Here is a 21,305-nt window from a genome sequence, read left to right on the forward strand (position 1 = left end):
GCCCGGGACCCGTCGGCCGCGCACCCGTCCCCTGCTCACCGGCCGCTCGCTCGCGGACCGCCGGGCTCCGGCTCGACCCGCCACGACACCGCTGTCGGCCGCGCACGGGCATCCGGCCCTGGTGATCGGCTCTTTCGTCCCGCCGGCGGGGAACGCGCCCCCGGGGGCGGACCGGCTCACGCGGTGGCGCGAACTGTAACCCTCGCACTCCTTCTATGTGACGTCGATGTGACGGGTCCATGAAACGGTTTGCCGAACATGCGTAGGGTGCAAACAACTCATCAGAAGGAGCGGACCACATATTCGGGCGGTTCGCGGACCGACGACGCGAGGGAGGGAGCCGGAGCCATGGGCGACCACAAAGAACAGCCCCTTCGGGTGGGCGCGGCCGTACGGCGACGGCGTCGGGAACTACGGCTCACCCTCGCCGTCGTGGCCGAACGCAGCGGCCTGTCCGTGCCCTTTCTCAGCCAGGTGGAGAACGAGCGGGCGCGGCCCAGCAAGAGTTCACTGGAGCGGGTGGCCTACGCGCTCGGCACCTCGGCCGCCGAACTGCTGGCCGCCGCCGACCCGGCGTGCAGTGTCGACGTCGTGCGCGCCGACGTGGGCGCCGAGCTCACTCCCGAATCCCAGGCCCGCCCCCTGGTGCGCGGTCATCACCAGATGCACGCCACCGAGTTCACCGGCGACCACGAAGAGGCCCGCGAACTCCAGCACCGCAACGACAAGTTGATGTTCGTCGCCGACGGTGCGGTCGAGGTCGAGGCCGAGGGGCGGGCCCATCGCCTCGGGCGGGGCGACACGCTCTACCTGTCGGGCGGCGTCCGGCACCGCTGGCGCGCCACCGTGCCGGACACCAGAGTGGTGGTCGTCGAGGTCGCCGACCACATCGACGCGGTGGAGGACCGGCACAACTTCGGCGGACGCTGAGCGGCACGGGCGACGACGGACGGTTCTGACGGCGCCGGGCGGTGCGGGGTGGTGCGAGCGATGCCGGGCGGTACGGGTGATGCCGGGCGGTTCGGACGGCGCTGAGCGGTGCGGGTGACGCCGGGCGGCACGGGTGACGCCGAGCGGGTTCTGGCGAGAATGACGTGGGAGAGGCGGACAGGCGTGCGTGTGGTGTCCCTCGTGCCCTCCCTCACGGAGGCCGTGGCCGTGACCGTACCCGCCGTCCTGGTGGGCGCGACCGACTGGTGCAGCCACCCCGTAGACCTCGACGTCGTACGGATCGGGGGCACCAAGAACCCCGACGTCGACGCCGTCCTGCGGCTGGCGCCCGACCTCGTCGTCGCCAACGAGGAGGAGAACCGGGAGCCCGACCTGACCGCCCTGCGCCAGGCCGGTACCGAGGTCCTGGTCACCGAGGTGCGGGACGTGCCGGGGGCCCTCCGGGAACTGGACCGGGTGCTCCGCGCGTGCGGCGCGCGGAGCCGTCCGCGCTGGCTGGACGAGGCGGAGGACGCGTGGGCCGAGCCGCCCGCTCCCCGCCCCCGCAGGACCGCGGTCGTGCCCGTCTGGCGGCGGCCCTGGACGGTACTGGGCCGCGACACCTTCGCCGGAGACGTCCTCGCCAGGCTGGGCGTCGACAACGTGTACGCCCACCACGGGGACCGCTACCCGCGCATCCCGCTCCCCGAGCTGACCGCGGCGGCCCCGGATCTCGTGGTGCTGCCCGACGAGCCCTACCGCTTCACTCCCGACGACGGTCCGGAGTGCTTCCCCGGGGTGCCCTGCGCACTCGTCGACGGCCGCCTGCTGACCTGGTACGGACCGTCACTCGCGCAGGCCCGCGCACGGCTGGCCGAGACACTGTGAACGCCGCCGCCCCGTCCCCCGGGGGCGGGCTCCGGAGCTACACCTCCTGACCGAGCCCTGCCCCTGCCCCCCCAGCCCGTGGCTTCCCGTCGCGGCCGTGTCATCTACGTCCCGAAGCGGCGCGGGCCCGGCCCGGAGAAGTCGGCTGTTCAGGGGGCCGGTGGAGGGAGCACGGAAGGCCGCCCGCTCCGGCGCGCGGGATGCGTCCGTGGTTCCATCCGAACTCCCCCGCATCCGGACTCGATCGTGTCTCAGCCGTCAGCGTGACGGTCGTCCGTACTGCGGGTCCACAGGGAGAGGCCACTGCCGGCGGGTGGAACCGGCCGTGACCTGTCCGACGGGGACGGTGAAGCCTGGAGGGGTGGCGCGGGAGGTCGTCCTCAGCGGGGTGCCGTCCTCAGCGGGGTGCCGCGAGGAGCTTGCCGTTGAACAGGCCGTGGGCCGTGCGGACGGCGGCCACCGACCACGCGGCGACGAGCAGGACGTACAGGGCGACGGCGAGGGTGTCGAAGGCGGCCAGGCCGGTGTGCCGGGCCAGGCCCTCCGCGCCGGTCACACAGGTGCCCACCGGGAAGGTGAACGCCCACCACGTCATGGCGAAACCCATGCCCTGGCGGCGGGCCCGTACGACCATCGCCACGGCCAGCGCGAGCCACAGCAGCGCGAAGCCGATCACGGGGACGCCGTAGAGCACGGAGAGGAGCGCGAAGCCCTCGTCGAGCGGGGCGGGTGTCACGCCGGGTGCCGCGTCCGCGAACTTGCCGACCGCGGTCGTCGACTGGCCCAGCGGGCCGAGCACGAGGAAGAGCGTCGGAGTGAGCGCGAGCGGCAGCGGGCCACCGGTGATGAGCCGGGCGAAGATCATCGGCAGCATCACCATGGTGGCCACCAGGCTGATCCCGAACATCGCGACACAGGCCAGGAGGAGCGTCTCCCGCGGCTGTCCGGCCGGCAGGTGGGGAACGAGGAGGGGGCCGAGGGCGGCCGACACCATGGGGGCGACGATCGGCAGCAGCCACACGGGGGACGCCTGTCCGGGCTCGATGCGATGCCGTACGACCATGAGGTAGGGCACGGTCACGGCGGCCGCGAGTCCGATCAGCGTCCCGGCCGTGAACAGGACGGAGTCCACGACGACCGCCGCCGGTGTCCCGATCCAGTCCCGGCCGACGAGCAGGGTGCCGCCGCCCACCGCGAGCAGCGCCATCGACAGACAGCCGTAGAAGGGTGCCACGGCCGGGTCGAGGAGATGGGCGCGGGCCTGGTCCCGGTGGTACGCCCAGTGCAGGGCGCGGGCGGCGAGCAGCAGCGTCAGCAGGGCCAGCGAGAGGGCCCACACGACGGTGCAGGCGGTGCGCAGGCCCGGCACGTGCCCGGGCAGTCCGGCTCCGGCCGTGGCGACGATCGCGGTCCCCATCACGGAGGCGTACCAGTTCGGGCCGAGATACCGGACCGCGGGTATGGCGCGGTTCCACGGCATCCGGGGGGCCTTCGTGTCGCGGAGGGTTCCCGCCTCGTGGGCGGTGAGGGGCTGGGCTGCGGTGACCATGGCTCCACGGTCGCGGGCCCGGCGGCGCCCCACCAGGGAGTCCTCGCCTATGAGGGCATAAGCTGGATTTATGACTAGCAGCGCTCAGGGTCGGACCGGCGCCGGGATCGCGCACCGGGTCCCCGATCTCGGCGCGCTGGAACTGCTGCTGGCGGTGGCACGCCTCGGGAGTCTCGGACGCGCCGCACGCGAGCTGGGGATCACCCAGCCTGCGGCCAGCAGCCGTATCCGTTCCATGGAGCGGCAGCTGGGGGTGGCGCTCGTCGACCGTTCGCCGCGCGGCTCCCGGCTCACCCGGGAGGGAGCGCTCGTCACCGACTGGGCGCGGCGGGTGGTGGACGCGGCCGAGGCGTTCGACGCCGGTGCGCAGGCCCTGCGCGACCGGCGTGACTCGCGGCTCCGGGTGGCCGCGAGCATGACCATCGCCGAGTACCTGCTGCCCGGCTGGCTGATCGCCCTGCGCGCGCAGCGCCCCGACACGGCGGTGTCGCTGCTCGCCGGGAACTCCGCCGGTGTCGCCGAGCGGCTGCTCACCGGTGAGGCGGACCTCGGTTTCGTCGAGGGGCTCTCGGTGCCGTCCGGCCTCGACGCGACGGTGATCGCGCACGACCGGCTGATCGTCGTGACGGCGCCCGGACATCCTTGGGCGCGCCGCCGCGCGCCGCTCGCCGCGGCGGAGCTGGCGGCCACGCCGCTCATCCTGCGGGAGGAGGGTTCGGGCACCCGCCAGGTCCTCGACGCGGCGCTCGGCGGACTCGCCCGCCCGCTGATCGAGCTGTCCTCGACGACCGCGGTCAAGGCCTCCGCCGTCAGCGGTGCCGGGCCCGCCGTCCTCAGCGAACTCGCCCTCGGCGAGGAACTGTCCGCCCACCGGCTGGTCGGTATCCCGCTCGCCGATGTCCGGCTCACGCGCGCCCTGCGGGCCGTCTGGCCGACGGGGCACCGCCCCACCGGGCCGGCCCGGGACCTGCTGTCCCTGACCCGCGGGGCGTAGCGGTCCGGCCCGCTTCCGCCGCCGGCTTCTTCGCCCCCTCCGCCCCTTCCCGTCCCGTTCCTGGGGCTGCGCCCCCAGACCCCCGCTTCGGCCTGACGGCCTCGTCCTCGATCGCCGGACGGGCTGGAATGTTCCGGCCCCGGAAAGAGGAGAACAGCACCCCGGGTTCGGCATGCGGAGGCGCCGAGGGGCGGAGGCGCCGAGGGGTGGAGGCGCCGAGGGGTGCGGGGTGGAGGGGGTGGAGGGGGTGACGGGGTCGAGGGGTGACGGGGTGGAGGATGGCGGCGCGGGGGCCGGTCGCTCAGGTCGCCGCCGCGATCAGGCCCCGCATCACCCGCAGGTCGTCGCCCATCTCCGGGTGCCACTGGACGCCCAGGACCCAGGCGGGGCCGGGGAGTTCGATCGCCTCCACCGTGCCGTCGGCGGCGTGCGCGCAGGCCACGAGGCCGGTGCCGAGGCGGTCCACGGCCTGATGGTGGTACGTCGGGACCTGGCACGGACCGGGTACGAGACCGGCGTACCGCGTCCCCGGTACGGGCGTGACCTCGTGGTGTCCGACCACCCCGATGTCCTTCACGTGCCCGTCGAGGTGCTGGACCAGCGTGCCGCCCAGCGCCACGTTCAGGAGCTGCTGGCCCCGGCAGACGCCCAGGAGCGGCGTGCCTGAGTCCAACGCGGCCCGGATCAGGGCGAGTTCCCAGGCGTCGCGCTCGGGGGCGGGCGGGCCCGTCCGCGGGGAGCGCTCGGCGCCGTACCGGGCGGGGTCGACGTCGGGGCCGCCCGCGACGACCACCGCGTCGAGCCGGGCGACGGTCTCCCCCGCCAGGTCCGGATCGTCCGGCGGCAGCATCACGGCGAGTCCGCCCGACCGCTGCACGAGCCGCGGATAGCCGGCCGGCAGCAGCGCCGCCTCCAGCTCCCACACGCCCCAGCGCGCCCCGGCCTCCAGATACGTACTCACACCGACCAGCGGCCTGCTCACGCGCTACTCCCTCGGATTCCGGGTCGCCCCGTCGCCCGTGGACGGCGACGACTCCACCACTTCAATGGAAAGGTCTCATACCTTTGCGGGCGGGGGAGCGGAACGCGGGGCTCCGCGCGGCACGTCCGGCTCAGGCCAGGAACCCCCGCAGCAGCGCCGCCGTGCCCGCGCAGTGCTCGCGCATGATCTCCCGCGCCCCGTCCGCGTCCCCGTCCAGCACCGCCTCGACGAGCGCGGTGTGCTGGCGCTGCGAGTGCTCCAGGTTGCGGACGAGGAGCGGGATGCAGTCCAGCAGGTCGTTGACCGAGGCCCGGACCGCCGCGTACCGCGCGGTGAGGGACGGGGAGCCGCACAGCTCCGCGAGGGTGAGGTGGAACAGGGTGTCCAGGCGCCGGTAGTCGGTCAGCGGGGCGTCGTTCGTCCGGGCGAGCGCCTCGCGCAGCCGTCCGGACCGCTCCGCGTCGAGCCCGTGCGTCGCGCACAGCCCGGCCGCGCCCACCTCCAGGACCTCCCGGAAGCGCAGCACGTCCTCGATGTCGACCGCGGCGACCCGGCGGCGCAGTTCGTGCTCACCGGGGGTGGCGGTGCGGGCCAGCACGAAGGTGCCGCCGTAGCGGCCGCGCCGCGACTCGACGAGCCCCTGGTCCTGGAGCACCTTCAGGACCTCGCGCAGCGTCACCCGGCTGATCCCCAGGCGCTCCGCCAACTCCCGCTCCGCGGGCAGCCGTTCGCCGCCCGGCACCAGCCCGAGGCGGACGATCTGGAGGATCTGCTCCAGTGCCTCCTCGAAGCCGTTGCCCGCCCGTACCGGCCGCAGCACCGGCGTCAGCCGGTCGCCCGTCCCACGGTCGGATTCCGCCCGCGTCATCCGGTCGCGCCCCCTTCCCAAGCAATGGTTCTCGGCAATACCTTATGGCTCTCGGCTGACCCAAGGAGGCACTTCCGGTGGCAGACCGCACACCCCCGCTCCTCGTCGAGGAGCTGCGCTCCCTCGTCGGGACCGGTGAGATCGACACGGTCGTCCTGGCCTTCCCCGACATGCAGGGGCGCCTGCAGGGCAAGCGGTTCGCCGCGGGCTTCTTCCTCGACGAGGTGCTGGAGCACGGCACCGAGGGCTGCAACTACCTCCTCGCCGTCGACGCCGACATGAACACGGTCGACGGCTACGCCATGTCCTCCTGGGACCGGGGCTACGGCGACTTCGCGATGCGTCCCGACCTCTCCACCCTGCGGCGGGTCCCGTGGAACGAGGGCACCGCGCTGCTCATCGCCGACCTCGCCTGGAACGACGGCTCCCCGGTGGTCGCCGCGCCCCGCCAGATCCTGCGCCGCCAGCTCGAACGCCTCGCGGCGCTCGGCTACACCGCCCAGGTCGGCACCGAGCTGGAGTTCATCGTCTTCAAGGACACCTACGAGCAGGCCTGGGACGCGGCCTACCGGGGACTCACCCCGGCCAACCAGTACAACATCGACTACTCGGTCCTCGGGACCGGACGCGTCGAGCCCCTGCTGCGCCGCATCCGCAACGAGATGCAGGCCGCCGGCCTCACCGTCGAGTCCGCCAAGGGCGAGTGCAACCCCGGCCAGCACGAGATCGCCTTCAAGTACGACGAGGCCCTCGTCACCTGCGACCAGCACGCGATCTACAAGACCGGCGCCAAGGAGATCGCCTCCCAGGAAGGCGTCTCGCTCACCTTCATGGCCAAGTACGACGAGCGCGAGGGCAACTCCTGCCACATCCACCTCTCCCTCGCCGACGCCGACGGCAGGAACGTGATGGCCGGCTCCGCCCAGGACCCGGACGGCATGTCGGAGGTCATGCGCCACTTCCTCGCCGGACAACTGGCCGCCCTGCGCGACTTCTCGCTCCTGTACGCGCCCAACATCAACTCGTACAAGCGCTTCCAGCCCGGCTCCTTCGCGCCGACCGCCGTCGCCTGGGGCCACGACAACCGCACCTGCTCGCTCCGCGTCGTCGGCCACGGCCGCTCGACGCGCTTCGAGAACCGGCTGCCCGGCGGCGACGTCAATCCGTACCTGGCCGTCGCCGGACTCGTCGCGGCGGGTCTGTACGGCGTGGAACAGAAGCTGGAGCTTCCCGAGGCGTGCGCGGGCAACGCCTACGCCGCCGCGTACGACCACGTCCCGACCACCCTGCGCGAGGCCGCCGGACTCTGGGAGAACAGCCCCCTCGCGCGGGCCGCCTTCGGCGACGAGGTGGTCGCGCACTACCGCAACATGGCGCGCGTCGAACTGGAGGCCTTCGACGCCGCGGTGACCGACTGGGAGCTGCGCCGCTCCTTCGAACGCATGTGAGGACCCCCTTGCCGCACCCGTACCCGTCGTACCCGTACACCTCGCCCCCGTACGAGCACGAACTCCAGGTGCTCGACCCCGCCACCGAGGAGGTCGTCGCCACCGTCCCGGCCGCCACCGCCCAGGACGTCGGGGACGCCGTCGTACGGGCCGCGAGGGCCCAGGTCCGCTGGGTCGCCCTCGCCCCGGCCGACCGCGCCCGGCTGCTGCGCCGCTTCGCGGCCGTCGTCGACGACCACGTCGAGGAACTGGCCCGCCTGGAGGTACGCGAGGCCGGTCACACCCTCGGCAACGCCCGCTGGGAGGCGGGCAACGTCCGCGACCTGCTCGACTACGCGGCCGGGGGAGTGGAGAGGCTGACCGGCCGTCAGATCCCGGTCCCCGGCGGCCTCGACATCACCCTCCTCGAACCGCTCGGCGTCGTCGCGGTCATCGCCCCCTGGAACTTCCCCCTGCCCATCGCCGCCTGGGGCACCGCACCGGCCCTCGCCGCCGGCAACGCCGTCGTCCTCAAACCCGCCGAGACGACCCCGCTGACGGCACTGCGGCTGGCCGAACTCGCCCTGGAGGCGGGCCTGCCCGAGCACCTGTTCCAGGTACTGCCGGGGGCCGGACCCGTCGCGGGCGCCGCGCTCGTCGAACACCCCGGCGTGGCGAAGATCGTCTTCACCGGGTCGACGGCCGTGGGCAAGCAGGTGCTGGCGAAGGGCTCAGCGCTCCTCAAGCGCGTCACCCTCGAACTCGGCGGCAAGAGCCCCAACATCGTCTTCGCCGACGCGGATGTCGAGGCCGCCGCCGCGGCGGCTCCGATGGCCTTCCTCGACAACTCCGGCCAGGACTGCTGCGCCCGCACCCGCATCCTCGTCCAGCGCTCCGTCCACGACCGCTTCCTCGAACTCCTCGCCCCGGCGGTCGAGTCCGTCGTCGTCGGCGACCCGTCCGACGAGCGGACGCAGATGGGCCCGCTGATCTCCCGGGCCCAGCTGGAGCGCGTACGGTCCTACGTCGACGCCGACGCGCCCGGCATCCGGGGCAAGGCCCCCGAAGGCCCGGGCTTCTGGTTCGCGCCCACCGTCCTGACCGGCGTCGACCCCGGCGCGCGCGTGGCCGTCGAGGAGGTCTTCGGACCCGTCGCCGTCGTGCTGCCCTTCGAGGACGAGGCCGACGCCGTCCGGCTCGCCAACGCCACCGACTACGGCCTGTCCGGCTCCGTCTGGACCCGCGACGTCGGCCGCGCCCTGCGCGTCTCCCAGGCCGTCCGCGCGGGCAACCTGTCCGTCAACTCCCACTCCAGCGTCCGCTACTGGACCCCCTTCGGCGGCTTCAAGCAGTCGGGGATCGGCCGCGAACTCGGCCCGGACGCCCTCACCGCCTTCACCGAGACCAAGAACGTCTTCATCAGCACGGAGGGCCCCGCACTGTGACCGAAGCGACGCAAGCGACCGAAGCGAACATCTGCCGCCGGCTGGTCGGCCGCACCGCCGTCATCACCGGCGCCGGCAGCGGCATCGGCCTCGCCACCGCCCGCCGGCTGGCCGCCGAGGGCGCCCACGTGGTCTGCGGCGACATCGACGAGCGCAGCGGAAAGGCGGCGGCCGAGGAGGTCGGCGGGACCTTCGTCAAGGTCGACGTCACCGACCCCGAGCAGGTCGAGACGCTCTTCCGGACCGCGTACGACACCTACGGATCCGTCGACATCGCCTTCAACAACGCGGGCATCTCGCCGCCGGACGACGACTCCATCCTGGACACGGGCCTGGAGGCCTGGAAGCGCGTCCAGGACGTCAACCTCACCTCGGTCTACCTGTGCTGCAAGGCCGCCCTCCCCTACATGCGCCGACAGGGCCGCGGCTCCATCATCAACACGGCGTCCTTCGTGGCCCGGATGGGAGCCGCGACCTCGCAGATCTCGTACACGGCCTCCAAGGGCGGTGTGCTGGCCATGTCCCGTGAACTGGGCGTCCAGTTCGCCAGGGAGGGCATCCGCGTCAACGCCCTGTGCCCCGGCCCCGTCAACACCCCGCTCCTCCAGGAGCTGTTCGCCAAGGACCCGGAGCGGGCCGCGCGCAGGCTGGTGCACATCCCGGTGGGACGGTTCGCCGAGGCGGACGAGATCGCGGCGGCCGTCGCGTTCCTCGCCAGCGACGACTCCTCCTTCGTGAACGCCACCGACTTCCTGGTGGACGGAGGCATCTCGGGCGCGTACGTCACGCCCCTGTAGGCCCTCTCCCGGTACGGTCCCTCTGTCATGCGAGACGGAAGAAAACGACCGCACCGGCACATGCTGGCCTGGACCCTGGCCGCGGCCGCCGCTCTGGCGGCCGCGCCGCCGACGACCCCCTCCCCGCACCGGAACTGCCCCCGCCTGTCCGGGGTCTGGCACGGCGACAACCGGGCCCGCCTGCAACAGGTCATCGACGACCGCGGCACCTGCGCGCGAGGCGACGGGGACGGCGAACGGCCGGTCGCCGTCTTCGACTGGGACAACACGGTCACCAAGAACGACGCCACCGACGCCACGATCTCCTGGGCGCTGCGGCACGACCGGATCCTGCGCCCGGCGAGCTGGAGGGCCACCAGCGAGTGGCTCGGCGACACGGCGGCCGGCGCCCTCACCGCCGCCTGCGGCACCCGGGTGCCGGTGGGCACACCCCTGCCGACCGCCACGAACGCCCGCTGCGCCGACGAGATCCTGGAGATCCGCGAGACCGGCCGGACCATGAGCGGCGCCGCCGCGTTCACCGGTCGCTGGAACCACCGGCGCACCGTCCCCCAGTACGCCTGGGTGCCCCAGCTGTTCGCCGGGCACACGGTCGCCGAACTGTCGGCCTACGCCCGTAGCGCCCGCGCCGAAGCGCTCGCGGCCCCCGTCGGCTCGACCCGCACGCTCGGCACCCACACGGTCCCCGCGTACGTCCGCTACTACGACCAGCAGCGCGATCTCATCCGTACGCTCCGCCGCGCCGGATTCGACGTCTTCATCGTCTCGGCGGGTTCCGAACCCGTCACCGAGGTGTGGTCGCGGGGCGTCGGCGTCGACGCGGCGCACACCGTCGCGATCCGGTCCGTCCTCGACCGGCACGGCCGGATCACCACCCGGAACCAGGGCTGCGGCGGCGTCCCCGAGAGCCGCGGGGAGGTCATCCCGTACGTCGACGGGAAACGCTGCTGGATCAACCAGGAGATCTACGGCGTGCGCGGCGCCGCCGCCTGGCAGCGCCGCGACGCCGGTCACCGTCCCGTGATCGCGGCAGGGGACGCCGACACCGACGTCACCTTCGTCGGCGACGCCACCGGCGCCCATCTCGTCATCAACCGCAACAAGGGCGAGATCATGTGCCGGGCGTACGACGACGCCGACGGCCGCTGGGTCGTCAACCCGATGTTCATCGATCCGCTGCCCCGCAGACCGGGGCGCTATCCGTGCTCCACGAGCGCCTACACCGCGCCGGACGGAGCCCCCGGGCCGGTGCGCGGACGGGACGGCTCGGTCGTGCCGGACCTGGCGGACACCGTGTACTGATCCCCGCCGCGGTCCTGACACCCCGTCGGCCGGCTTTCGCCCTGCCCTGACCTGTCGTCGCCCGTCCCCCCGCCCCGTCCCGTCGCCCGGCACGCGCCCCGCCCTCGGACCGGCCGCGCGGCTTCGCCGGGGACCTCCGGAGGGCGTATCGCAGGGGGCGCGACCCGTGCGCGGCGGGCGTTCACCGGCGGGCGAACGCCTGACCGACGCGGCACTAGAGTGCCGGGATGAGCATGACGCCTCCACCCGGCTGGTACCGCGACCCGTCGTACCCGCTCGTCGAGCGCTGGTGGGACGGGACCATGTGGACCGACCACCGGCGCCAGCCCGAGTCCGTCCAACAGCCCCTGACGCGGCCGGAGTCGCCCGGCGGCTCCGGGCCCGGTCGGGCCAGGGCCGTCGCGCTGGTGACCGCCGCGGTCGTCCTCGTCGCCGCGATCGTCACGGGCGCGGTGCTGCTGCGGGACGACAGCGGCGAAGAGACCGGGACACCGACCACGCCGACCGCCGGGTCCGCCACGGGCGCCGGAGGCCCCTCGCCCTCCCCGTCCGGACCCTCGCCGTCGGCCGGGGACCCGTCCGTCGTCGTGGACGAACTCGACGGCATCACCTTCCCCCTGCTCGACGGCTGGGAACGGCCGAAGTACGCCGCCGACCACGACCTGCTGATGAGCACTCCGGGCACCTACGACTGCCCGGGCGACCCCGGTCTGTGCCGGCACGGCCGGATCACGTCGCGCACGGCCACGGCCACCGACGAGCGGTCCCCGAAGGCCTTGGCCGAGGGGGACATCGAGGACGCCACCGACAGCGCGTACGACCGGGACCTCCTCGACAGCCGACCGTTCGGGGGCGTCCGATCCCACCGGCTGGTGAAGTCCGGCTCCGTCGCCGTGGCCGGGCGCGCCGGGTACTTCGTGCGCTGGAAGGTCAAGACCGGCGTGGGGCCCGGGGGTTACGTCGAGTCGCTGGCCTTCCCCTCCAGCGTGGGCTCGGAGTCCCTGGTCATCGTCCGCTTCGCCTTCGACGCCGGCCCGGACGGCCCGCCGCTGTCCGACATGGACCGGATCACCGAGGGCATCCGGTCCGTCGGCGACCGCGACGGGGGCGGCGGTGCGGGCAGCAGCATCGGCCCGTCGACGTGACGTGACCTGAAGGGGCGGGGTGCCGCCGCGCCGACCACCGTCCCGGACCTCGGGACGCGGGAGCGGACCGGGCCCCTGATCCGAGGGCGGCGGGCCGCTCGCCGTGCCGGCGGAGCCCCGGATCAGCGGAACACCACCGGATCAGGACAGCAGGGGATCAGGGGCCAGTGGATCGGTGGGTCAGAGGAAGGTGTGACCCTCGCCGCGGTACGTCGGGACGGTCGCGGTGACCGCGTCGCCCTCGACGAGGTGCAGCGTGTCGAACCTCTCGCACAGCTCACCGGCCTTGGCGTGCCGGAACCACACCTTGTCGCCGATCAGCAGATCGTCCGCCGGGGAGCCGAGCAGCGGGGTCTGCACCTCGCCGGGACCCTCCTGGGGGTCGTACGCCAGCCCCTCCGGCAGGTACGGGACGGGCAGCCGGTCGGCGCCCGGGGCCCCGGAGGCCGGGTACCCGCCGCCCAGCACGGTCACCACGCCCACACCCGGCCGGCGCACGACGGGCTGGGCGAACAGCGCGGCCGGACGTCCGCTGAACGACGTGTAGTTGTCGAAGAGCCTCGGCACGTAGAGCCCGGACCCGGCCGCGATCTCGGTGACCGAGTCCTCGGCGGCCGTGTGCTGGACGCTGCCGGTACCGCCGCCGTTGACGAACTCGAGGTCCGGCTCCACCGCCCGTACCGCCCGGACGACCTCCGCGCGGCGCTGCGCGAGCTCCTTGCGGGCGGTGCTCTGCATCAGCCGCACGGCGCGCGAGCGCAGCGGCCGTCCCGCGACGGAGTCCCCGACGCCCGCGATGTGGCCCTCGTACGCCATGATCCCCACCAGCTTGAACCCCGGTGCGCGGACGACGGCGCGGGCCATCTCCGCCACCTGGGCGGGGGAGTGCAGCGGCGAGCGCAGCGCGCCCACCCGCACCCGGCCGCCGAACAGTTTGAGCGAGGTGTCCAGCTCCAGGCAGACGCGCACGACCTCGGTGCCGCCCTCACGGGCTTCGTCGATCAGCCGGAGCTGCGCCGGGTCGTCGATCATGACGGTCACCGCGGCGGCCAGCTTGGGGTCGCCGGCCAGCTCGGCGTAGCCCTTCCGGTCGGCCGACGGGTAGGCGAGCAGCACGTCGTCGAAACCCGACCGGGCCAGCCACAGCGATTCGGCGAGGGTGAAGGACATGATCCCCGCGAAGCCGTCCCGTCGCAGGACGCGTTCCAGCAGGGTCCGGCAGCGGACGGACTTGCTGGCGACGCGGATCGGCTTGCCGCCGGCCCGGCGGAGCAAATCCTCCGCGTTCGCGTCGAATGCCTCCAGATCCACGATCGCGACGGGGGCGTCGAGGTGAGCGGTGGCCCGGTCGTAACGGGCCCTGTCGGCGGCACGGGCAGTCATGTGCGAAGACTGCCAGAATCGATTACCGCAGGGTAGGGGATGTTCCGGGCAGATGCCCCGGGGCTCCGGACTGGTTCCCGCCGGACGCGCGTCAACCCGTAGAGTGGCGCGGACGCAGGGAGGGACGACCTCGCCCGGCGGGCCCTGCCCGGGGGTGGCGGTCCACGGTCGCGGGTATGCGTGCCCGTGGCGAGTCCCTTCCGCGGAGACGAAACGGCTCGCGAGCTCCGCGGCGGCCGACAGCCCGGTACGAGGAAACGGGGGGTGCATGAGCACGGAAGCGCGGCGCGCCTCGATTCCCCCGCGTCCCACGGTCCCACCCGCCGAACCCCCGGCGACCGACCGGACGTCCCCGGTCCCGCCTTCCCGGACCCCCCTGACCCCGCCCCCTCCGGCGAACGCGCCGTCTCCGGCGTCCGGACACCGGCCGTCGGGCGGGGAGGACTGGTCCGCCGAGCCCCCTTCGCCCACCGGGCAGGGGACCCCGTCAGGGTCGGGACCCGGCGCGTCGAACCGCGCTCCGCTGGTCCCGCCGCGCCCCGCGAGCCCGCCCCGCGCACCGGGCCGGTCGGTGCCGCCCCAGCCCGCGGGCCCGCCGTCGGCACCTGAGCGGCCCGCTTCGACGGGAGGCCGTTTCGCGGGCGGAGACGGGTCCCGGTCGCCCGAGGACGCCCAGGCGCCGTCGCCCGCCGCCGCGCCGACGTACCCTCCGGCTTCCCCGTCGGGAGCCGTGCGCGCCTCGCGAGTGCCCTCACCGCCGCCCTCCTACGACTTCTTCGACACGTCGGCGGAATCGGGCGGGGTGTCCGCCGTGACGGACCCCCCGAAGCCCGCCTCGTCCCCGGCCCGGTCGTCGTCCGGTACGCCGGGACCGGCCTCGTCCGAGGCGCCGACGTCCGCTTCGGCGGGCGGCCCGATACCCGCGTCGCCCGGCCGGCCCGCCTCCGTCTCCCCGGGCAGGCCCCTGCCCGCGTCGTCCGGCGCACCCGCGTACGGCCCCTCCGCCGCGCCGGCGGCGCCTCCGTCGGACACGCCGAAGACGGTCTCGGCCGGTGCCGCACCCTCCGGCGCCTCACCGGCCGGTGCTCGGCGCCCCACGGCACCGACCGCGTCCCAGGACCCCGCGCCGGAAGCGCCCCAGCGGGGCCGCCAGGCGGCCCCGACGGACCGCGCGGCCGCCGCGGCCCAGGACCGGCCCGCGTCGGACGTACGTCCGCAGGGTCCCGCGTCCCCGGCCCGGCCGGAGTCACGGCGCTTCCCCCACCTGCGTCCCGAGGGACGGCCGGGGCCGATGGCGCCGCCGCCCCCCGCGGCCTCCGCGCGCTTCCCGGACGTGTCACCGGGTCCCGTCGGACCGGCGGGACCCGGTGCTGCCCCGCAGACCACCGGGCCGTCGCGGCCCGGCGCGGCACGGCACCCCGGACCGGGACCCACCCGCGAGCCGCACCCGCCCGCGCCCGCGCGCGTCCCGGGGACCCCGCGTGCCTTCGAACCCTCGCGTCCGTCCCGGCCTCCGCACCCCGCCGAGCCCCCGCACCCTGCCGAGCCGCCGCACTCCGCAGAGTCCCCGCGACCGGCCGGCTCTCCCTCGCGGACCGGGGCCCAGGAGCCCGCACCGGTTCCCGGGGAGCGGCTCTCCGAGACGGCCCGGCGGCTGCTGACCGAGCACGCCGAGAAGTCCCGGCTGCGGGCCGCGACCCCGCCGCCCGTCACCCCGCCGCCGGTCGTCTCGGCCCCGTTCGCGGCGACCCCTCCCGCTCCGCCTGCGCCTGGAGCCTTCGCCGAGGGCGCTCCGGGCACGCACCGCCCCTTCGTGACGTTCGCCGAGCCCGAGACCCACCACGAGGACACCCCGCGCGGACGTCCGTTCCGTGGCCGGGCCCGGCACCGTACCCTCGTCGCCGCCGCCTGCGTGGTTCTCGGACTCGGGCTCATCGGCGGTGCGGTGACCGGCAGTTGGCTGACCGGGGACGAAGCGGACGGACCCGGTTCGCGCGGCGCCTTCACCGCGGCGGGCGAGCTCTGGCACGGCGTGCCCGTGGACGTGCTCTTCCCGCCGACCGTGCGGGGCGACGGGGCGGGACCCGGCGGCTCCGACCGCAGCTGGACGCGGATCGCCGTCGCACCGGACACCGGCTGCGAGGCCGCCTTCGACCCGCTGCTGCGCCAGGCGCTCGCCCCCGTCGGCTGCCTGCGACTGCTGCGCGCCACCTACATGGACGCGACCCGGAGTCATGTCACCACCGTCGGACTGCTGTTCACCAAGGCGGACGCGGCGGCGATGACCTCCTTGAAGGCCCGCTTCCGCAAGGAGGGCCTGGACCGGCGCACGGATCTCATGCCCCGCCCCTACGCGGCGAAGGGCACCGTCGCCGAGGGCTTCGGCAAGGCCCAGCGCGCCTCCTGGACCGAGCGGGTCCTCACGGACGCCCCGGTCGTCGTGTACGCCGTCTCCGGGTTCGCGGACGGGCGCAAGGTGACCGCCCCGCGGCCCGCGGCCGAGGCCACGAAGGCGGGCTCGACCGCGGCCGTGGCCCAGGCGGGCCTCGGTCACGAGGCACAGGGCCTCGCCGACCGGGTGGAGCGGGGTTTCCGCAAGGTCGTCGACTCGGTCACGGAGAAGCGGTCGTGATCCGCGAGGACGGCCCCGCCGACCGCGTGCGGCGGCCCGGCACGACCGGGCGGGCAGCCGCCGACCACAGCGCGCCGGCCCGGCGGACCGACGAGACGGGGGAGAGCGAGATGGCGGGGGAGACCGGCCGGACCGCGGGGACCGGCACGGCCGGACGACACCGGAGGCCGGGACCGCCCGGAGCGGCCCGGCCGGACCGCTCCGCCGTCGTCGAAGGTGCCCGGGCGCTCCTGGCTGCCCGCCCGCCCCGGCTCTCCCGCAGGTCCGGTGTCCTCGGTGTCCTCCTCGCCGGCTCCCTCGCCCTGGTGCCCTCGACCGTCGCGTACGCCGACGGCATCCGCGCCCAGCAGTGGGGCCTCGACGCGATGCACACCCGGGAGGCGTGGCGCACGACCCAGGGCAAGGGCGTCACCGTCGCCGTCCTCGACACCGGCGTCGACGACCGGCACCCGGACCTCGCGGGCAACGTGCTCGCGGGCAAGGACATGGTCGGTTTCGGAGCGAGCCGCGGCGACCGGCCCTGGGCACGGCACGGCACGGCCATGGCGGGCATCATCGCCGGGCACGGACACGGGGCGGGCGGCGCCGACGGCGTCATGGGCATCGCCCCGCAGGCGAAGGTCCTGCCCGTCCGCGTCATCCTCGAGGACAAGGACCCGGCCCGCTCCAAGGCCCGCAACACGCGGGGCAACGCGCTCGCCGAGGGCATCCGCTGGGCCACCGACCACGGCGCCGACGTCATCAACCTCTCCCTCGGCGACGACTCCAAGTCCGCCCACCCCGAGCCCGCCGAGGACGAGGCCGTCCAGTACGCGCTGCGGAAGGGTGCCGTCGTCGTCGCCTCGGCCGGCAACGGCGGCGAGAAGGGCGACCACATCTCGTACCCCGCCGCGTACCCCGGTGTGATCGCGGCGACCGCCGTCGACCGCTACGGAACCCGCGCCTCCTTCTCCACCCGCCGCTGGTACGCCACCGTCAGCGCCCCGGGTGTCGACGTCGTCATCGCCGACCCGGACGACCGCTACTACGAGGGCTGGGGCACCAGCGCGGCGTCCGCGTTCGTCTCCGGCGCGGTCGCGCTCATCAGGGCGGCCCATCCGGACCTGTCCCCGGCCCAGATCAAACAGCTCCTGGAGGACACCGCCCGCGACGTCCCCTCCGGGGGCCGGGACGACGCCCGCGGCTTCGGCTTCATCGACCCCGCCGCCGCCATCAAGGCCGGCGGCAAGATCGAGCCGGAAAGCCCCGGGCCGACGGCGTACGGGCAGAAGTACTTCGGCACGGGCCCCGACGCCCCCGACGACGGCGGCGGTTCGGACAAGTGGGCCGGCCCCCTCGCGGGCGCCGTGGGCCTGGCGCTGCTCGCGGCGGCGGTGGTCCTCTGGCGCGGCCGCAGGAGCCCGGACCCACGCCTGTTCGGCCGGTCCTAGAACCCCGTTCGAAGTTCCCCCGATCCACGGAGTGCGGGCCGGCGGCACGACGTACGCCACCGCGTCACCCGCGTCACCTGTGTGCGCCGGGCGCGCCCCGCGTACACGGCGCGGTGCCCGGCGGACGCGCACCCGGCGCACCCGCCCACGGTCCCGTACGGGACCCGTCACCCCTCGACCGTGTCCCCGAACGCGGACACCGCGGCCTTCGCCACCGCCTCCACCAGGGAAATGCCCTTCGCCTGCGTGGAGTTGCCGTTCGACAGCGCCGCCACCAGATAGTCGTGGCCGTCGACCGAGATCCGCCCGACGCTGTTGACGACCCACAGCCCGGTCGTGCTACGCGCCAGCCAGCCGTTCTTGAGGGCCCAGCCGGAGCCGTCGGCCGCGGCCGACACCCCCCACCGCTGGTCCGCCGCGATCTTGCCCATGAGTCCCTGGAGGTAGGACCGGGAGGTCCCGCTCAGTTCCGAGTCGTCACCGAACACCTGGCGGAGCAGCCTGAGCTGGTCGCTCGCCGTGGTCCGGGTCAGCCCCCACAGCTCGCCGTCGCCGCCCACCGTGTCCGTCAGACCGAAGCGTCTGTTCGCGGAGTCCAGGCCGTCCGCCCGGCCGATCACGGCCCACAGCGCGGACGCCGACGCGTTGTCGCTGTTCTCGATCATCGCGGTGGCGTACGTCCTCTCCCGCGCGGTGAGACGGCGGTCCGCCTTCTGGGCCTGGAGCAGCAGCGCGGCCAGGATGTCCACCTTGACGATGCTCGCGGTGTCGAAGGAGGCGTCACCGTGGACCGCGCTCTCACCGGAGTCGACGTCGAGCACGGCGACCGACGTCCTCGCGCCGTCCGGCACCGACACGGACCTCAACGCCTTCGCGAGCAGCGCGTCCCGGTCGACGGAGGGCTCGGCCACGGGTTCCACCGACGCCTCCTCGCTCCCGGCCGGCGACGAAGAGGGCGATGCCGGCGCCGACGACGATACGGCGGCCGGGCCGTCGTGCGCCTGTGCCTGTACGTACACGGCCCCGGCCGCCGTCGCCCCGACGAGGACCGCGGAGGCGACCGCGAGGGAGAGGAGCGGCTTGCGTCCCGACGGCCGGGCGCGGCGCCCGCGTGCTCTGTGACGGTCCATCCCGTGATGCTGGACGGCCCGGCTGTGCCCGTGGTTAGACGCGTGTTAGAGGCGCGTCAGGGAAGCCTGAGAAAATCGTGAATCCGTCACCACCGCGTTTCCGGGGCCGCACAAGCGCAGCAGCATCCCCCCGATAGGGTCGGGGACCGTGGCGAACAAGAACATTCCCGACCCCGGCTTCCGTGACGACGACGGCTCCGCCGACCCCCGGCTGAGCGCGGCGCTCGCCGCCTGGTCCGCGGACCGCACCGCGGTGCCCCCGGTCCTGGAGGCACTCGGGACCGCCCGGCTGCTCGTGCCGATCGTGGCCGTGCTCGGCGAGGTCGAGGAGGACGCGAACGGGCTGCGCCGCGAGAAGACCAGCGACATGGCGGTGCCCACCCTCAAGGCAGGGAACCGCACGGCCCTGCCCGCCTTCACCTCCACCGACGCGCTGGCCGCCTGGGACCCGGAGGCCCGCCCGGTCGCCGTACGCCTGCGGCAGGTCCTGGAGGCCGCGGCGCACGAGAAGGCCGACACGATCGTGCTGGACCTGGCCGGACCCGTGTCCTACCAGCTGACCGGCTCCGCCCTGCTGGCCGTGGCCGAGGGGCGGACGACGGCCGATCCGCTCGCCGATCCCGCGGTGGTCGAGGCGGTACGGGCAGCGGTGGCCGCCGAGCCGCGGGTGGTCCGCGCCCATCTCGGCCCCGGCCGGGCCGACGGCACGCTCGCCCTCGTCCTCGACCCGTCGGCGGACCCCGCCGCGACCGCGCGCGCGGTGGCCGAACGGCTCGCCGCCGACGAAACACTGAGGGCCCGCCTGGTGCGCGGCCTCGACCTGGCACTTCTGCCGGCCGAGGCGACGCCACCGGGCGAGCCCCTGTACGTACGCGGGTAGGTCCGGGTCCGCGGGGACCCGGGCACGGGTCAGCCGTAGACGGGGCCCGTGTACTTCTCGCCCGGGCCCTGGCCCGGCTCGTCCGGGACGAGCGAGGCCTCGCGGAAGGCCAGCTGGAGCGACTTGAGACCGTCACGCAGCGGTGCCGCGTGGAAGGAGCTGATCTCGGTCGCGCTCGCGTCGAGCAGCCCGGCCAGCGCGGTGACCAGCTTGCGCGCCTCGTCCAGGTCCTTGTGCTCGTCGCCCTCCTCGGTGAGACCGAGCTTCACGGCGGCGGCGCTCATCAGGTTGACGGCGACCGTCACGATGACCTCGACCGCGGGGACCTCGGCGATGTCGCGGGTCATGGTGTCGTAGTCGGGGTTCTGGGGAGGGGTGTCACTCATGCCTCCCACGATAGGCCCCGGCGTCCGCGGCCCCGTCCGCGGGAGCCCGCCGCCGGGTGTGCGACGGCGGGGAGGCCTCCGGTTAGCGCCTGCCCGGCGGAGCTGCTAACCTTGTGTAACGACCGGCCGGACACCTATGTGCTCGGCCCACAAGTGGAGGCTCCGAACTCCCACCTGACTGTCCCCCGGGACGGCGGGTCATCCGGTCAGACGGCCCCCACCGTTCCGTACGGACGGTGGAGTCGTCCGAATGCGCGCCCCGCGGTTGACCGCGGCGGTGCTCCGGCAATCCATGGAGCCCCGCCTGTGTCCCGTCAGGGGCATTTTTTCATGCCCCGCGATGGTTGGTCCCAGTGTCATCAGAGACATACGCGGCTGTCCGCCAGACCGCCGTGTGGTGCTACCTAGGAGGATCCATCAGCGCCGAGCCCCGCATCAACGACCGGATTCGCGTTCCCGAAGTGCGACTTGTCGGTCCCAGCGGCGAGCAGGTCGGGATTGTTCCGCTTGCCAAGGCCCTTGAGCTTGCTCAGGAGTACGACCTCGACCTGGTCGAGGTGGCGGCGACTGCTCGCCCGCCCGTCTGCAAGCTCATGGACTACGGCAAGTTCAAGTACGAGTCGGCCATGAAGGCCCGTGAGGCGCGCAAGAACCAGGCGCACACGGTCATCAAGGAGATGAAGCTCCGGCCGAAGATCGACCCGCACGACTATGACACGAAGAAGGGTCACGTCGTCCGGTTCCTCAAGCAGGGCGACAAGGTCAAGATCACGATCATGTTCCGTGGTCGCGAGCAGTCCCGGCCGGAGCTCGGCTACCGACTGCTGCAGCGTCTCGCTTCGGACGTCGAGGACCTCGGGTTCATCGAGTCGAACCCGAAGCAGGACGGCCGAAACATGATCATGGTTCTCGGTCCCCACAAGAAGAAGACCGAGGCGATGGCCGAGGCCCGTGAGGCCCAGGCAGCCCGTAAGGCAGAAGCTAAGGCCAACCCGGGTCGCTCGCAGAACGCCGCTGACGGCGACATCGTCGAAGGCGACATCGTCGACGGTGAGGCCGCCGAGGGCGAGACCACCGAGGTATCCGCCGAGGCTCCGGCCGAGGCGTCCGCCGAGGCGTGATCCCAGGGCTGACACC

19 protein-coding genes are annotated in these 21,305 nt (G+C 74.0%); 12 read left to right on the forward strand and 7 right to left on the reverse strand.

What is annotated here, in order from left to right:
* The first annotated feature begins 348 nt into the window (after positions 1-348).
* Complete coding sequence (locus tag ACFYW7_RS20305; RefSeq protein WP_389504144.1) at positions 349-930, forward strand: helix-turn-helix domain-containing protein; 582 nt, start codon at positions 349-351, stop codon at positions 928-930.
* A gap of 183 nt (positions 931-1,113) precedes the next feature.
* Positions 1,114-1,818: a helical backbone metal receptor gene (locus ACFYW7_RS20310; protein ID WP_389504146.1), complete on the forward strand. Its 705-nt coding sequence runs from the start codon at positions 1,114-1,116 to the stop codon at positions 1,816-1,818.
* A gap of 397 nt (positions 1,819-2,215) precedes the next feature.
* Here the strand turns inward: ACFYW7_RS20310 and ACFYW7_RS20315 are convergent, their stop codons facing one another.
* Positions 2,216-3,367, reverse strand: coding sequence for a TDT family transporter (locus ACFYW7_RS20315; RefSeq protein WP_389504148.1), 1,152 nt, complete (start codon positions 3,365-3,367; stop codon positions 2,216-2,218).
* Between the two features lie 70 nt (positions 3,368-3,437).
* On the opposite strand from ACFYW7_RS20315, the gene ACFYW7_RS20320 reads away from it, so the two are divergent.
* Complete coding sequence (locus tag ACFYW7_RS20320; RefSeq protein ID WP_389504150.1) at positions 3,438-4,361, forward strand: LysR family transcriptional regulator; 924 nt, start codon at positions 3,438-3,440, stop codon at positions 4,359-4,361.
* A gap of 301 nt (positions 4,362-4,662) precedes the next feature.
* On the opposite strand, the gene ACFYW7_RS20325 is transcribed toward ACFYW7_RS20320, so the two are convergent.
* Together ACFYW7_RS20325 and ACFYW7_RS20330 are read right to left on the reverse strand one after the other, a co-directional pair.
* Positions 4,663-5,343, reverse strand: a complete 681-nt coding sequence (locus tag ACFYW7_RS20325) for a gamma-glutamyl-gamma-aminobutyrate hydrolase family protein (protein WP_389504152.1) — start codon at positions 5,341-5,343, stop codon at positions 4,663-4,665.
* 130 nt (positions 5,344-5,473) lie between these two features.
* Positions 5,474-6,211 carry a FadR/GntR family transcriptional regulator gene (locus tag ACFYW7_RS20330; RefSeq protein ID WP_389504154.1) on the reverse strand — a complete coding sequence of 246 codons (738 nt, stop codon included), beginning with the start codon at positions 6,209-6,211 and terminating at the stop codon, positions 5,474-5,476.
* A gap of 77 nt (positions 6,212-6,288) precedes the next feature.
* On the opposite strand from ACFYW7_RS20330, the gene ACFYW7_RS20335 reads away from it, so the two are divergent.
* The 5 genes from ACFYW7_RS20335 to ACFYW7_RS20355 all read left to right on the forward strand — a co-directional run bounded on the left by ACFYW7_RS20335 (position 6,289) and on the right by ACFYW7_RS20355 (position 12,327).
* Positions 6,289-7,659: a glutamine synthetase family protein gene (locus ACFYW7_RS20335; protein ID WP_389504156.1), complete on the forward strand. Its 1,371-nt coding sequence runs from the start codon at positions 6,289-6,291 to the stop codon at positions 7,657-7,659.
* A gap of 8 nt (positions 7,660-7,667) precedes the next feature.
* A complete protein-coding gene (locus ACFYW7_RS20340; protein ID WP_389504158.1) occupies positions 7,668-9,083 on the forward strand; it encodes an aldehyde dehydrogenase family protein in 1,416 nt (471 codons plus the stop codon).
* Entirely contained in the window at positions 9,080-9,880 is an 801-nt protein-coding gene (locus ACFYW7_RS20345) for a 3-oxoacyl-ACP reductase (RefSeq protein ID WP_389504160.1), read from the forward strand. Before ACFYW7_RS20340 ends, ACFYW7_RS20345 begins: the two co-directional genes overlap by 4 nt.
* A 60-nt stretch (positions 9,881-9,940) precedes the next feature.
* Entirely contained in the window at positions 9,941-11,182 is a 1,242-nt protein-coding gene (locus ACFYW7_RS20350; RefSeq protein WP_389504643.1) for a haloacid dehalogenase-like hydrolase, read from the forward strand.
* Positions 11,183-11,409: 227 nt separating this feature from the next.
* Positions 11,410-12,327, forward strand: coding sequence for a DUF2510 domain-containing protein (locus tag ACFYW7_RS20355; protein ID WP_389504162.1), 918 nt, complete (start codon positions 11,410-11,412; stop codon positions 12,325-12,327).
* 180 nt (positions 12,328-12,507) lie between these two features.
* Here ACFYW7_RS20355 and ACFYW7_RS20360 read toward each other — a convergent pair whose 3' ends face one another.
* Both ACFYW7_RS20360 and ACFYW7_RS20365 read right to left on the reverse strand, forming a co-directional pair.
* Positions 12,508-13,710 carry an amino acid deaminase/aldolase gene (locus ACFYW7_RS20360; RefSeq protein ID WP_389504164.1) on the reverse strand — a complete coding sequence of 401 codons (1,203 nt, stop codon included), beginning with the start codon at positions 13,708-13,710 and terminating at the stop codon, positions 12,508-12,510.
* A gap of 765 nt (positions 13,711-14,475) precedes the next feature.
* Complete coding sequence (locus ACFYW7_RS20365) at positions 14,476-14,742, reverse strand: hypothetical protein (RefSeq protein ID WP_389504166.1); 267 nt, start codon at positions 14,740-14,742, stop codon at positions 14,476-14,478.
* Between the two features lie 781 nt (positions 14,743-15,523).
* On the opposite strand from ACFYW7_RS20365, the gene ACFYW7_RS20370 reads away from it, so the two are divergent.
* Both ACFYW7_RS20370 and mycP read left to right on the forward strand, forming a co-directional pair.
* Complete coding sequence (locus ACFYW7_RS20370; RefSeq protein WP_389504168.1) at positions 15,524-16,342, forward strand: hypothetical protein; 819 nt, start codon at positions 15,524-15,526, stop codon at positions 16,340-16,342.
* The gene (gene mycP / locus ACFYW7_RS20375; RefSeq protein ID WP_389504170.1) at positions 16,339-17,772 is read left to right on the forward strand and encodes a type VII secretion-associated serine protease mycosin; all 1,434 of its coding nucleotides are present in this window, start codon (positions 16,339-16,341) and stop codon (positions 17,770-17,772) included. The genes ACFYW7_RS20370 and mycP overlap by 4 nt, the downstream gene beginning before the upstream one ends.
* 167 nt (positions 17,773-17,939) lie before the next feature.
* Here mycP and ACFYW7_RS20380 read toward each other — a convergent pair whose 3' ends face one another.
* Entirely contained in the window at positions 17,940-18,902 is a 963-nt protein-coding gene (locus ACFYW7_RS20380) for a serine hydrolase (RefSeq protein ID WP_389504172.1), read from the reverse strand.
* A gap of 148 nt (positions 18,903-19,050) precedes the next feature.
* On the opposite strand from ACFYW7_RS20380, the gene ACFYW7_RS20385 reads away from it, so the two are divergent.
* The gene (locus tag ACFYW7_RS20385) at positions 19,051-19,782 is read left to right on the forward strand and encodes an SseB family protein (RefSeq protein ID WP_389504174.1); all 732 of its coding nucleotides are present in this window, start codon (positions 19,051-19,053) and stop codon (positions 19,780-19,782) included.
* Positions 19,783-19,811: 29 nt separating this feature from the next.
* Here ACFYW7_RS20385 and ACFYW7_RS20390 read toward each other — a convergent pair whose 3' ends face one another.
* Positions 19,812-20,168 carry a DUF1844 domain-containing protein gene (locus ACFYW7_RS20390; protein WP_151468384.1) on the reverse strand — a complete coding sequence of 119 codons (357 nt, stop codon included), beginning with the start codon at positions 20,166-20,168 and terminating at the stop codon, positions 19,812-19,814.
* 392 nt (positions 20,169-20,560) lie between these two features.
* Here ACFYW7_RS20390 and infC point away from each other — a divergent pair, with 392 nt between their 5' ends.
* A complete protein-coding gene (infC, locus tag ACFYW7_RS20395; protein ID WP_389504644.1) occupies positions 20,561-21,289 on the forward strand; it encodes a translation initiation factor IF-3 in 729 nt (242 codons plus the stop codon).
* The last annotated feature ends 16 nt before the right edge of the window (positions 21,290-21,305 follow it).

Origin of the sequence: Streptomyces sp. NPDC002580, assembly GCF_042889485.1 — a bacterium.
In the GTDB taxonomy this organism is placed as follows: domain Bacteria; phylum Actinomycetota; class Actinomycetes; order Streptomycetales; family Streptomycetaceae; genus Streptomyces.

Bases quoted from the DNA above. Each gene is read 5' to 3' on its own strand.
- ACFYW7_RS20315 (WP_389504148.1), bottom strand. From the start codon at position 3,367: ATGGTCACCGCAGCCCAGCCCCTCACCGCCCACGAGGCGGGAACCCTC.
- ACFYW7_RS20305 (WP_389504144.1), top strand. From the start codon at position 349: ATGGGCGACCACAAAGAACAGCCCCTTCGGGTGGGCGCGGCCGTACGG.
- ACFYW7_RS20360 (WP_389504164.1), bottom strand. From the start codon at position 13,710: ATGACTGCCCGTGCCGCCGACAGGGCCCGTTACGACCGGGCCACCGCT.
- ACFYW7_RS20320 (WP_389504150.1), top strand. From the start codon at position 3,438: ATGACTAGCAGCGCTCAGGGTCGGACCGGCGCCGGGATCGCGCACCGG.
- ACFYW7_RS20330 (WP_389504154.1), bottom strand. From the start codon at position 6,211: ATGACGCGGGCGGAATCCGACCGTGGGACGGGCGACCGGCTGACGCCG.
- ACFYW7_RS20350 (WP_389504643.1), top strand. From the start codon at position 9,941: ATGCTGGCCTGGACCCTGGCCGCGGCCGCCGCTCTGGCGGCCGCGCCG.
- ACFYW7_RS20390 (WP_151468384.1), bottom strand. From the start codon at position 20,168: ATGAGTGACACCCCTCCCCAGAACCCCGACTACGACACCATGACCCGC.
- ACFYW7_RS20380 (WP_389504172.1), bottom strand. From the start codon at position 18,902: ATGGACCGTCACAGAGCACGCGGGCGCCGCGCCCGGCCGTCGGGACGC.
- ACFYW7_RS20355 (WP_389504162.1), top strand. From the start codon at position 11,410: ATGAGCATGACGCCTCCACCCGGCTGGTACCGCGACCCGTCGTACCCG.